The 12,081-nt window shown below is 62.3% G+C and carries 13 protein-coding genes; 7 read left to right on the top strand and 6 right to left on the bottom strand.

Annotated features, from left to right (window positions below):
• Window positions 1-54 precede the first annotated feature (54 nt).
• The 6 genes from tal to ygfZ form a co-directional block, all read right to left on the bottom strand.
• On the bottom strand, window positions 55-1,005 hold the full coding sequence (tal, locus tag CSQ93_RS05710; RefSeq protein ID WP_099377190.1) for a transaldolase: 951 nt from the start codon (window positions 1,003-1,005) through the stop codon (window positions 55-57).
• Window positions 1,006-1,007: 2 nt separating this feature from the next.
• Complete coding sequence (xylB, locus tag CSQ93_RS05705; protein WP_199534296.1) at window positions 1,008-2,492, bottom strand: xylulokinase; 1,485 nt, start codon at window positions 2,490-2,492, stop codon at window positions 1,008-1,010.
• 30 nt (window positions 2,493-2,522) lie between these two features.
• The gene (locus CSQ93_RS05700; protein ID WP_099377188.1) at window positions 2,523-3,530 is read right to left on the bottom strand and encodes a LacI family DNA-binding transcriptional regulator; all 1,008 of its coding nucleotides are present in this window, start codon (window positions 3,528-3,530) and stop codon (window positions 2,523-2,525) included.
• A 207-nt stretch (window positions 3,531-3,737) separates the two neighbouring features.
• The gene (locus tag CSQ93_RS05695; protein WP_099377187.1) at window positions 3,738-4,475 is read right to left on the bottom strand and encodes an NRDE family protein; all 738 of its coding nucleotides are present in this window, start codon (window positions 4,473-4,475) and stop codon (window positions 3,738-3,740) included.
• Window positions 4,466-4,756: a DUF4936 family protein gene (locus CSQ93_RS05690; protein ID WP_034784600.1), complete on the bottom strand. Its 291-nt coding sequence runs from the start codon at window positions 4,754-4,756 to the stop codon at window positions 4,466-4,468. Before CSQ93_RS05690 ends, CSQ93_RS05695 begins: the two co-directional genes overlap by 10 nt.
• Before the next feature lie 7 nt (window positions 4,757-4,763).
• Window positions 4,764-5,879: a CAF17-like 4Fe-4S cluster assembly/insertion protein YgfZ gene (ygfZ, locus tag CSQ93_RS05685; protein WP_099377186.1), complete on the bottom strand. Its 1,116-nt coding sequence runs from the start codon at window positions 5,877-5,879 to the stop codon at window positions 4,764-4,766.
• Window positions 5,880-6,055: 176 nt separating this feature from the next.
• Between ygfZ and mltG the strand changes: the two genes are divergently transcribed.
• The 7 genes from mltG to CSQ93_RS05650 all read left to right on the top strand — a co-directional run bounded on the left by mltG (window position 6,056) and on the right by CSQ93_RS05650 (window position 12,019).
• Window positions 6,056-7,042 carry an endolytic transglycosylase MltG gene (mltG, locus tag CSQ93_RS05680; RefSeq protein ID WP_099377185.1) on the top strand — a complete coding sequence of 329 codons (987 nt, stop codon included), beginning with the start codon at window positions 6,056-6,058 and terminating at the stop codon, window positions 7,040-7,042.
• A gap of 24 nt (window positions 7,043-7,066) precedes the next feature.
• Complete coding sequence (tmk, locus tag CSQ93_RS05675) at window positions 7,067-7,708, top strand: dTMP kinase (RefSeq protein ID WP_099377184.1); 642 nt, start codon at window positions 7,067-7,069, stop codon at window positions 7,706-7,708.
• Window positions 7,709-7,723: 15 nt separating this feature from the next.
• Window positions 7,724-8,752, top strand: a complete 1,029-nt coding sequence (locus tag CSQ93_RS05670) for a DNA polymerase III subunit delta' (RefSeq protein ID WP_099377183.1) — start codon at window positions 7,724-7,726, stop codon at window positions 8,750-8,752.
• A gap of 153 nt (window positions 8,753-8,905) precedes the next feature.
• A complete protein-coding gene (locus CSQ93_RS05665; RefSeq protein ID WP_099377182.1) occupies window positions 8,906-9,292 on the top strand; it encodes a VOC family protein in 387 nt (128 codons plus the stop codon).
• Window positions 9,293-9,378: 86 nt separating this feature from the next.
• Window positions 9,379-10,158: a TatD family hydrolase gene (locus CSQ93_RS05660; RefSeq protein ID WP_099377181.1), complete on the top strand. Its 780-nt coding sequence runs from the start codon at window positions 9,379-9,381 to the stop codon at window positions 10,156-10,158.
• A 16-nt stretch (window positions 10,159-10,174) separates the two neighbouring features.
• On the top strand, window positions 10,175-10,825 hold the full coding sequence (locus CSQ93_RS05655; protein ID WP_099377180.1) for an ankyrin repeat domain-containing protein: 651 nt from the start codon (window positions 10,175-10,177) through the stop codon (window positions 10,823-10,825).
• Window positions 10,826-11,095: 270 nt separating this feature from the next.
• The gene (locus tag CSQ93_RS05650; RefSeq protein ID WP_099377179.1) at window positions 11,096-12,019 is read left to right on the top strand and encodes a methyltransferase domain-containing protein; all 924 of its coding nucleotides are present in this window, start codon (window positions 11,096-11,098) and stop codon (window positions 12,017-12,019) included.
• Window positions 12,020-12,081 lie beyond the last annotated feature (62 nt).

The raw sequence follows: 12,081 nt of genomic DNA, 5'->3' as shown, positions 1-12,081 counted from the left end.
AAGGGTTTTTATTGTAAAAACAAACGGTGCTACGGGTAAAAACGGGGTGCAAACTTATTGATTGCGTAATTTCTCGATCATGGCGTCCAGCTTGCCCGCATCGACGGCAAAGCCGCGGATGCCTTCGGCAAGTTTCTCTGTCGCCATCGCGTCGTCGTTCAAGGCGTAGCGGAAAGCCGCTTCGTCATACGTGATGGCCGGCTGCGCCGCGCCCAGGTCCCCGCCCAGGGCGCGCTCGAATGGTGCGTCAAGCGCTTCGAGCTTGGCCAGCAAGTCGGGGCTAATGGTCAGCAAGTCGCAGCCGGACAGGGCCGTGATCTGCCCCACGTTGCGGAAGCTGGCGCCCATCACTTGCGTGGCGATGCCATGTTGTTTGTAGTAATTGAAGATGCGCGTGACCGACTGTACACCTGGATCGTTGGACAGGCTGCGCGCCGCTTCGTCCCATGCCGCGCCCAGCGATTTTTTATGCCAGTCGTAGATGCGGCCCACAAACGGCGAAATCAGGCGCACTTTCGCGTCGGCGCAGGCAACGGCCTGGCAAAACGCGAACAGCAGGGTCAGGTTGCAAAAGATGCCGTCTTTTTCCAGCTCGCGCGCTGCCTGGATGCCTTCCCAGGTGGCGGCAACCTTGATCAGCACGCGCTCGCGCTGGATGCCGGCTTGCTCGTACAGGGCGATCAGGCGGCGCCCGCGGGCGACCGTGGCATCGCGGTCAAAGCTCAGACGGGCATCGACTTCCGTCGATACGCGACCCGGCACTACCTTCAAGATTTCCAGGCCGAAGCGCACCAGCACCTGGTCGACGATATCGTCCAGCGCAGCGTGCTTGTGCGCGGCGACCGTGCTTTCCAGCAAGGGCGCGTAATCGGGCTGCAGCACGGCTTTTAAAATCAGCGACGGGTTGGTGGTGGCGTCTTGCGGCGCGAAGCGCGCCAGTTGCAGGAAGTCGCCCGTGTCGGCGACGACGGTGCTGTGTTGTTTCAATTGTTGCAGCTGATTCATTACTATTCCTTATCACTGAGTTGGTGCAAGGCTTGCACGGCGGGAAACAGGCTACGGTAGCGGCCGTAACGGATGCTCAAGGCTGCGCTGTGCGCGGCATCGGGCAAGAAAGTGTTTTTGATGGGTAACCCTTGCGTCAGCAGGCTGGCGTCACCGATGGCGGCAAAGCCCAGCTTGGCCGCACCCAGGCTGGCCGACAATTCGCTGTTGTGCAGGGTGCGCATTTCGCGTCCCAGCACATTGGCCAGCAATTGCGCCCAGTACTGGCTGCGTGCGCCGCCGCCCACCAGCATGCAGTGGGGAACGACGGCACCTGTCGACGTGACGGCCGCCATGGCGTCGCGCAAGGCGAAGGCCACGCCTTCGAGCACGGCGTAGCCGAGCTGCGCCGGCGTGCTGTCATGGCCCAGCTGCAAGAAGGCGCCGCGCACTTGCGGGTCGTTATACGGCGTGCGCTCGCCCGACAGATACGGCAGGAACAGGGGCGCGGACGGGGCGACGGGAGTATCGAGCGGTAAGTCCGCTTCCACCAGCGCCAGCAGGGCTGCCTCGTCGGACTGGCCCAGCACGCCCGTCGCCCAGCGCAGGCAGCTGGCACCCGACAGGATCGCGCCCATCGCATACCAGCGGCCGGGCAGGGCGTGGCAAAAGCTGTGCACGCCGCCGGCCGGATTGCCCAAAGGCTGTTCTGTGACTGAAACGATGGCGGCGCTGGTGCCCAGCGAGATAAAACTGTCGCCGCCATTGACGGCGCCGATGCCCACGGCCGAGACGGGGTTGTCGCCGCCGCCGCCCGCCACCACCACGTTTGCTGGCAAGCCCAGCTTGTCTGCCATGGCTGCCAGTACCGTGCCCGTGGCGGCGTCGCCTTCGGCCAGCGCCGGCATCTGTGCCAGGGCCAGGCCGCAGGCGGCCAGCATGGGGGCGAACCAGGCACGGCTGGCCTCGTCCAGCCACAAGGTGCCAGCCGCGTCGGACATGTCCGTCAGTTTGATCCCCGTCAAGCGCAGGCGCAGATAGTCTTTCGGCGACAGCAGGCAGGCGATGGCGGCAAAGGCATCTGGCTCGTGCGTTTGCAGCCACAGCAGTTTCGGCGCCGTCAGGCCTGCCATGGGCAGGCTGCCCGTCACGTCCGCATACGCGGGATAGTCGCGCGCCAGGCTGGCCGCCTCGGCTTCGGCGCGCGCATCGTTCCACAGGATGGCGGGGCGGATCACGTTATCGTTGCTATCGAGCAGCACGGCGCCATGCATCTGGCCCGACAGGCCGATGCAGGCGATCTGTGCGTATTCCTGTGGCCAACTGGCGCGCAGCTGGCCCAGCGCGTTGACGCAGGCGGCCCACCAGTCTTGCGGCGCCTGTTCGGACCAGCCTGCTTGCGGGCGGCTGGTGTCGATGCGCACGGAAGCCTGGCCGCGCACCTTGCCCGTGCTGTCCATCAGCACGGTTTTCAGTTCAGAGGTACCGAGGTCGATACCGAGGGAAATCGCTGGATGCATATTGTTTGCTGTAAAAGGTCAGGGGCAGCCGCAGGAATTGCGTACGCGCAAGGTCGGCGACAGGCGCTGCACGTGCTGGTCACGGCCGGGATGGGCGATGCGCTCGATCAGCAGGTCGACGGCCATGGCGCCCAGCTCTTCCAGCGGCTGCGCCATCACGGTGAGGCGGGGGCTGAAATAATCGGCCCAGTCGAAATCATCGAAGCCGGCCAGGGCGACGTCTTGCGGTACGGCAATGTGGGCGTCGCGCAAGGCATGCATGGTGCCGATGGTCATCAGGTTATTGCCGGCCACGATGGCTGTCGGGCGCTGTCCGGCGGGTAAGGCCAGCAATTCGCGCGTGGCCGCGCCGCTGCGTTCCAGGTTGGAATCGCCCGAGCGCAGCAGGTCCGCATCGAAGGTGATATTGGCGCGCTGCAAGGCCAGGCGGTAGCCGTCGATACGCTCGTCCGTCGTGGACAGGCCGGGCGCGCCCGCAATGAAGCCGATGCGGCGGTGGCCGTGGGCCGCGATCAGATGGCTGACCAGTTGCGCCGTCGCCTCGACGTTTTCCACGCCCACCTGGTCGAACGCTTGTGGCGACATGCGATCGACCAGCACGGAAGCGATCTTGTTGCTGGTTAAATAGTCGAGGGCGCGGTTGTGCGGATCGCCGGACGGCGCCAGCACGATGCCGTCGACCCGGCGCTGATGCAAGTTCTGCACCACCTTGAGTTCCTGCTCGGGATCGTCATGCGTATCGGAAAACAGCATCATCAAGCCATGGCGCGTGCAGGCCGCCTCGATGGCGCGCACGGTTTCGCTGAAGTAATGATTGGTGAAGGCGGAAATGGCAACGCCGATGGTGCCCGACGAGGAACCGGCCAGCGCGCGGGCCAGCATGTTCGGCACATAGCCGATCTGCTGCATGGCCGCGTTGACGGCGGCGACGGTTTTCGGGCTGACCTTGCGGGTGCCGTTGACTACGTGAGAGACGGTCGACAGCGATACGTCCGCCGCCCGCGCTACATCTTCCATGGTGGCCATGGTGTCTCCTGAGGTTTTTTTATTATTGTGTGCTGCGATAGTGTGCGGCTGTGTCGCCGCGATTGAAGCTATCGTAAACAAAAGAAAGCGCTTGCGCAAGCGCTTTCTTTTTTTGCGTGAACGATGTTTTGCCAAGGCAAGGAAGCCGCGCAGGAGGGACGGGATGCGGAAACAGGGCGGAGCCGGACGGTGCCGGCCCCGCAAGAATTACTGAATTACCAGCTCATGCAATTCGCCGGGAGAGTCCGGGAACAGTTTCACAACGGTGGAAGTGCGCGTGCCGTAGCCCGGCGTTTCGATGCAGACGGCGGACAGTACGCGTTCGAGGTCGAGCGGCACGCCCGTGTCCGGCAAGCGGAAGTCGGGCGCGCGCGTGGTGTCGGCCAGCATGTCGAAATACGCTTCATCGGGCGCACCCTGGCACAGCAGGCTGGCGAACTGGGCCTTGGTCTTCAGGACTTTCGGCCACGGCGCGTCGAGCAGGGCGTTCGACAGGCCGTAGATGCCCGGTTCCAATGGCTGGCCATTGCGCGCATCGCCATCGCCCCGGTTGGAAAACCAGATCAGGGTATCCGCATCGCCCAGCACCAGATTAAAACCGTTGTAGGCTGTGCAGCCGGGGCGGATTTGCGCGATGTAGTCTTGCGGCGACATGTTGCCGGCCAGATAGTCGGCCACCAGGGCGCCGCGCGAGGGGGCGTCCGGATCGCGGTCTTGCGGGCTACGGATATTCGTGATGGCGGCAAAGCGCGAGCTGCCGCTGCCGGCTTGGGTGATGCCCATCCAGCTGCCGCCCGCCTGCAGGTCGCGGCCTGCATACACTTGCGGGTGTTCGGCCCAGGCGCCGGCGGGGGCGCTGGCGCGTTCATAGAATTCGTCGCGGTTGGCGGCGGCAATCAGCGGGATGTGCGGATTGACTTTCCAGGCAAAAACGATCAGGCACATGGAGGCAAATCCATGAACACTTCCGTATGGCGCGCGCCGGCCGTCAGGGACAGCAAGCCCGCTTCGTCGGATGCGCTGGCCAGCAGTTCCGTAAAGCCTTCGCCGACGACGGGATAAATTTCCATCCACGTCTGCAAGCCATCCTTGGCGTCAGGGCGGCGCTTCAATTGCGGCGCCACGCCGGACGCGGCCGCCAGTTTCGCCTGCAAGGCACGCACCCGCGCTTCCAGCGCCTGGGCGTGCTCTTCCTTCACTTGATAGTAAATGTACAAATCTTTCATGGCATTCTCACAAGTCGAGTGCGTCGAGCACGTAAGGCATGGGCAGGAACTGCACGTGAACGCCCAGAGCCGAACCGTAGCGCACGGCGCCGGCGGCGCTTGAACCTTCTGCTATCGCCCCCAGCTTCATTTCGACGAGGGCGTCAATGCCGCCTTCCCCATTGGGCGCGGCGTTGACGAGCATGCCGCAAGGCTGATCCGGATCGCTGACGGCGAACAGTTCGCCGCCGGCCACTGCAGAGGGATCGGCGATGCTGACGAGGGTGGTGCGGCGCTTGAGCTTGCCCAGATACTGGCTGCGCGCGACGATTTCCTGGCCCGGGTAGCAGCCTTTCTTGAAATTGACGCCGCCCAGCAGCTCGAAGTTGACCATTTGCGGCACGAACTGTTCTTGCGTGGCGGCCGTGATCTGCGGGATGCCCGCGTGGATTTCCGATAATTGCCAGGCGTCATTGCCGCCCTTGGCCAGCTGTTGCGTCAATTGCGGCCACACGTCGCGCGCCGTGGTGGCCGACGTCAGCCATTCATAGCGGGCGCTGCCAAAGGCATCGGCCACGCGCAGCAGCGTGCCCAGCGGGTTATCCACCTTGCTGAACGGCGTGGCGGGCAGGGTGGGGAACCAGGCGGACAGGGCCGTGCTGGCAAGTTTGCCGCCCAGGCCCAGGACGACCTGGTTCGCGTCGTCAAAGGACGCATCGTGCAGCTTGGCCTTGGCGCGCAGCACGAACATCTGCAAGCGCTTCTGGATGGCTGGCTGTATGGCGCGCGGCAATTGCAGATAAATGGTGGTGGCGTTGCGCCACATCAGGAAACTGGCCAGCATCCGGCCCTTCGGCGTGCAGTAGCCGGCCAGGCGCACTTGCTCCTGGCTCAGGTGTTCCACATCGTTGGTCAGCTGGCCGTGCAGGAAACTGGCTGCCTCGTCGCCGTTCAAGCCGATCAAGCCCTGGTCCGTGATGGCCGCGACAAAACCGTCTTGCAGCTGGGGCACTGTCAGGGACTGGCCGAAATCGGCGATAGGGGTGGCGGCGAGGGGAGCGCTGCTGTCAGGCGCGCCATCGATGGCAACGGGGCGGGCGCCTTGGGCGGTTAAAAATTGATTCCAGTTATTCATAATTTCCATTAGATCAGCGATTAAGCATTATCATTACGGGTTCATTATAGTGATGTCGCGCAAATTGCGTCGGCAGCGGCAAGATTGCCAGTGTTGGCGCCGCTTTGCGCGCACTTGCTTCACAAATGAACGATCATAACAAGCGGACGTTGGCCATCAGCGCCCGCATCACAAGAATCGGAACAATGGCTTTCTTTAAAAAACTTGTAGTCAGCTCAGTCATCGCCGCCATCGGCGTCGGTGGTACTTTTGTGTACTGGGCGCAGCAGCCCATCACCACGGACGGCGAAGCGATTCCGTTTACCATCGCGCCGGGCAGCGGCGCGCATGCGGCCGGCCAGCAGATCGCGGACGCGGGCGTGCCCATCGTGCCCATCCTGTTCAACATGCTGGCGCGCATCGAAGGCAAGACCTCGAAGATCAAGGCCGGTTCCTACGAGTTGAAACCGGGCACCACGCCGCAGCGTTTGATCACGCAACTGGCGCGCGGCGAGTTCGCGCAAGAGTCGCTGACCATCATCGAAGGCTGGACCTTCAAGCAGATGCGCCTGGCCATGGCGAATCACCCTGGCCTCAAGCACGATACCGTGGGCCTGTCCGACAAGGAACTGATGGCGAAAATCAGCCCGGAATACATGTTGCCGGAAGGCCTGTTCTTCCCGGACACGTATCTGTTCGCCAAGGGCGCCAGCGAAATGCAGATTTTCAAGCAGGCGCACACGGCCATGATCGGCCGCTTGTCCGAAGCGTGGTTCAAGCGCGATCCGGCCTTGCCATATAAAAACCCGTACGAAGCGCTGATCATGGCTTCCATCGTGGAAAAGGAAACGGGACAAAAGTCCGAGCGCGCCATGATCGCCGGCGTGTTCGTCAACCGCTTGAAAACAGGCATGCTGCTGCAGACGGACCCGACCGTGATCTATGGCATGGGCGACAGCTACCAGGGCAAGATCCGCAAACGCGACCTGGAAGCGGACACCCCGTACAATACCTACACGCGCGGCGGCTTGCCGCCCACGCCGATCGCCCTGGCCGGCGCGCAATCGCTGACGGCGGCGCTGGCGCCGGCCCGCACGCAGGCGCTGTATTTCGTCGCGCGCGGCGACGGCACCAGTCAGTTCTCGGCCAACTTGCCCGACCATAACCGCGCCGTGAACCAGTATCAGCGTTAATATCATTACAAGATTAAGAGTTTCATGACACAACACTATCAACCCCGCTTCATCACCTTCGAAGGCATCGATGGCGCGGGCAAGTCGACGCATATCGGCTTTGTGACCGACTACCTGCAGCAACGGGGCGTGACCCTCGTTTCATCGCGCGAACCGGGCGGCACCAGCCTGGGCGAAAAGCTGCGCGAACTGCTGCTGCATGAAAAAATGCATCTGGAAACGGAAGCCTTGCTGATGTTCGCCAGCCGCCGTGAACACATCGCGCAAGTCATCGCGCCCGCCCTCGAACGTGGCGAGTGGGTCATTTCCGACCGTTTCACCGATGCCAGTTTCGCCTACCAGGGCGGCGGACGGGGCATGGATTTACGCAAGATGGAAGCGCTGGAAGCGTGGGTGCATCCGCACTTGCAGCCGGACCTGACGTTTTTGTTCGACGTGCCGCTGGCCGTGGCCAGAGCCCGCCTGGACGCCACGCGCGCGCTCGACAAGTTCGAGCAGGAGCGATCGGACTTCTTTGCCGCCACACGCAACGAGTATCTGCGCCGCGCAGCCCAGTTCCCGGAACGCTTCCGCCTCATCGATTCCACGCAAAGCATTGCCGATATTCAAGTGCAACTCGCGCAACTGCTTGATGTTTTGCTTGAAAAAAGTATTGCAACACCTTGATTTGCAAAGAATAAAATGACCAGTACTCTCTATCCGTGGCAACAGGACGCTTGGCAGCAATTGCAAGCCTTGCGCCCACGCATGCCGCACGCTATTTTGTTCCATGGCGCGCAGGGCATCGGCAAGGCCGACTTCATCGAGCATTTCGCGCAAGCGCTGCTGTGCGAAGACGTGCGCGCCGATGGTCATGCCTGCGGCGCCTGCGCCTCGTGCGGTTGGTTTAGCCAGGGCAACCATCCCGATTACCGCCGGGTCCGTCCGGAAGCGCTGGAAGACGAGGTGGCGGACGACGGGGAAGAGGGCGAAGGCGCCAAGAAAAGCGCCAAGACCAAGACGCCGTCGAAAGACATCAAGATCGAGCAGATCCGCAATCTGGCCGACTTCATGAACATTTCCACGCACCGCCAGGGCTTTCGCGTGGTGGTGTTGTACCCGGCCGAAGCGCTGAACACGCCTGCGTCGAACGCCTTGCTGAAAACGCTGGAAGAGCCGCCGCCGGGCACTCTGTTCCTGCTGGCATCGAACAGCCTGGACCGCTTGCTGCCAACCATCCTGTCGCGCTGCCGCAAATTCGCCTTGCCCATGCCCAGCCACGAGCAAGCCTTGACGTGGCTTAAGCAACAAGGCTTGAACGATGCGGACAGCTGGCTGCGCGAGCAGGGCGGCGCGCCGCTGGCCGCGCTGGCCCAGTCAGAATCGGGCGGCCGCGAGGAAACGGAACAGTTGCTGCAGGTGCTGGCCAACCCCGGCGTGGAAGCGGCCCTGAAGGCGGCGGAGAAATTGCAGAAGGCGCCGCTGGCGCCGTTGGTTGCTTCATTGCAGCGCTGGCTGTACGACGTGTTTTCCGTCAAGCTATCCGGCACCATCCGCTACTACCCGCGCCACCGGCGCGAGCTGGAAGCGCTGGCCGGACGCATCAACGTGAGCCGGCTGATGGCCGCCATCAAGGCCGCCAACGAACGCCGGGCAATTGCCGAGCACCCCTTGTCGCCCAAGCTGTTCCTGGAAGACATGCTGCTCGACTACGCATCCAGCTGCCAATAAAATCAAGCGCTTGCGTTATCAAGTTAATCCAGATTGTGCGCTTATTGGCCTGCTTGGAATGGCATAGCCGCAAGCACTTCACAGGCATCCCCGTTTGCCACGCTTGGCTCCCCGGTGATACAGTCATGGCACTGGACAGCAACGGAGGCGGGCATGAAACGAGTCACTGGCATCGGCGGCATCTTTTTCCACGCGCAAGACCCGGCCGCGCTGCGCGCCTGGTACCAGCGCCACCTGGGCCTCGACGTGCAGCCGTGGGGCGGCGCCGCTTTCAGCTGGACGGACGCCGACGGCAAGCCGACTGGCGGCACCACCATCTGGTCCGTCGCCGCCAGTGACAACGAGCAATTCGCACCCAGCAAGGCGTCCTTCATGATCAACTACCGGGTCGACGACCTCGACGCGCTGCTGCAAGCCCTGCGCGACGAAGGCTGCAACGTCCTGGAAAAGGCGCCCGATTCCGAGTATGGCCAGTTCGGCTGGGTCATCGATCCCGAAGGCAACAAGGTGGAGCTGTGGCAGCCGCCGCAGGGGCAGTAGGCGAACCACGCGGGAGTCGTCAGCGGCAGGATGGATTTGCGCCTTCCTCCTGCCAGATTCCGCTCCCTCCGGTACAATCCCGCCTTATGTATATCGATTCCCATTGCCATATCAATTTCCCCGAGCTGGCTGCTCGCATGCCCGAGATCCTGGCCAAGATGGCAGAGAACAAGGTGACCCATGCCTTGTGCGTGTCCGTCGACTTGCCGGACTTTCCACAGGTGCTGGCCCTGGCCGAGCAGTATCCGCACATCTTCGCCTCCGTCGGCGTGCATCCCGACTACGAAGACACGCCTGAGCCGTCCGTGGAAGACCTGGTGCGCCTGGCCGACCATCCGAAGATCATCGCCATCGGCGAGACGGGCCTCGACTATTTCCGCCTGACGGGTGACCTGGAGTGGCAGCGCGAGCGTTTTCGCACTCACATCAAAGCTTCAAGAATCACGCGTAAGCCTTTGATTATTCACACAAGATCGGCTAGCGAAGACACCATACGCATCATGCGCGAAGAAGGCGCGGGCGTGTCGGACGGCGGCGTGGCCGGCGTCATGCATTGCTTTACGGAATCGCTGGAAGTGGCGCGCGCCGCCATCGACATGGGTTTCTATATTTCGTTTTCCGGCATCGTCACGTTCAAGAGCGCCAAGGATCTGCAGGCCGTGGCCCTGGAAGTGCCGCTCGAGCGCATCCTCATCGAAACGGATTCGCCGTACCTGGCGCCCGTGCCGTTCCGCGGCCGCATGAACGAGCCTGGCTACGTGGCCCACGTGGCGGAATACCTGTCGACCCTGAAAGGCATATCGCTGGCTCAGGTGGCGCAGCAGACGACGGATAATTTCTTCAAGTTATTCAATCAGTTGCCATAACTTCTTAAGGTCATACATGATGAAAAAACTTGCGCTGGCGATGCTGCTGTGCTGCGCCACCGCCAGCCACGCGGCGCCGGAACCGGACGCTTTCTTCCGCGCCGTGTCCGTGAATAATGTCAGTGGCGTGCGCAGCATGCTGCTTGACGGCATGAATCCGAACCAGCCTGACGCACAGCGGGGCGACATTCCCCTGGTGCTGGCCTTGCGCGACGATGCGGACCGGGTTTTCCAGGTACTGCTCGACGCGCCCGGCATCGACATCGAAGCCCGCTCGGCCAATGGCAACACGGCGCTGATGATGGCGGCCTACAAGCACAAGCTGGACGCCGTGAACGCCTTGCTGGCCAAGGGCGCCAAGGTCAACCAGAGCGGCTGGACGGCGCTGCACTATGCGGCCTCGGCGGGCGACTTGCCCATCATGAAGATTTTTCTCGACCGCGACGCCGTGGTCGATGCGCGCGCCCCTGCCAACGTCACGCCGCTGATGTTTGCCGCCCGCGAAGGGCAGGAGGGCGCCGTCAAGCTGCTGCTGTCCTGGGGGGCGGACGCCAGCCTGAAAAGCGACCATGGCTGGACGGCCGTGCAGTTTGCCCAGGCGGGTGACAAGCCCGGTGTAGTCGCCATCATCGAAGCGGCACAGAAGGCGCGCGCGGCACGTAAATAAGCAGATGCAAGTCATGCATTAATTTCAATACTTTCCATGCCAGCGCTGAAACTGGCATGGAATTGCCTCTCACCTCAGCCCTTTGTTCTCCTTGCCGATTAACGATAATGATCGTGTCGCATTAATCAGGAGATACGTCGCATGGGTCATCACCTCACCGTCAGGCGCCGGCTGTATTGTCGCCGCCCCTCGCGCAGCCCGTGCGATATCACTGCTTTCTGGAATGACAAAACCGATCGGCCATCGGAGCCAGACTCCAAGAGGACAGACATGCTGAATGAACGAGAAATCGAGAGTTGTTACCTGGGGCAATTTATCCCCGTCCATTACCACCACAATATGTTGATGGACCAGAACCGCATGCACGGGTTCAAGTCGGCGATCGATTACGCGGTGAAGCCTGGCATGAAAGTGCTGGAGTTGGGCGGCGGCACGGGCGTGCTGTCGTGGTTTGCGGCCGCGCGCGCCGACAAGGTTTGGTGCGTGGAGTTCAATCCGGACATGGTCAAGGAAGCGCGCAAGATGCTGGCGCTCAATCCCAACGGTGAAAAGGTCGAAGTCGTCCATGCGGACGCCTTCGAATACCTGCCGCCAGAGCCCGTTGACGTGGTCATCTGCGAAATGATCCATGTTGGCATGCTGCGCGAAAAGCAGGTGGAAGTGATCGAATCGTTCAAGCGCCGTTACCTGGCCCGCTTTGGCGGCCCGCTGCCTATCTTCCTGCCCGAAGCCGTCATCATGGCCGTGCAGCCGATGCAGCAGGAATACGATTTCGAAGGCTTTTATGCGCCCATCGTGCAATTCCAGGAAACCACGGCCATCCATCCTGGCGTGCTGGAACTGGCGCCGCCTTCCGTCTACAGCATCATCGACTTCAGCCAGCCGACGGACAGCGTGTTCGGCTTTGACGGCAAGTTTGTCGTCGAGCGCAGCGGCACCTTGAACGCCTTGCGTTTCGTCACCAAGAACATTCTGGCCGTGGTGCCCGAGCGCTCGACCACCATCGACTGGCTGAACCACTACATGTGTTTGCCGCTGGCCACGCCGGTGGCCGTGAAGGCGGGCGACGTGCTGCAGGTGAGCTTCCAGTACCGCGCCGGTGGCTCGATCCCGTCGCTGGAAGCATCGATCCGCGCCCAGGTTATCTATGACGTGAATCTTCAGCCCGCTACGCAGAACGCCGTGTATGCATAAGCATCGTTAATTCCAAGGCAACGCCGCAGCGATTTCGTCCTGCGGCGTTTGTCCATTCAGGG

Origin of the sequence: Janthinobacterium sp. BJB426 (assembly GCF_002735705.1) — a bacterium.
In the GTDB taxonomy this organism is placed as follows: domain Bacteria; phylum Pseudomonadota; class Gammaproteobacteria; order Burkholderiales; family Burkholderiaceae_D; genus Janthinobacterium.
Note: the sequence above shows the minus strand (reverse complement) of the source record. Positions and strands in the feature narration are given on the sequence as shown.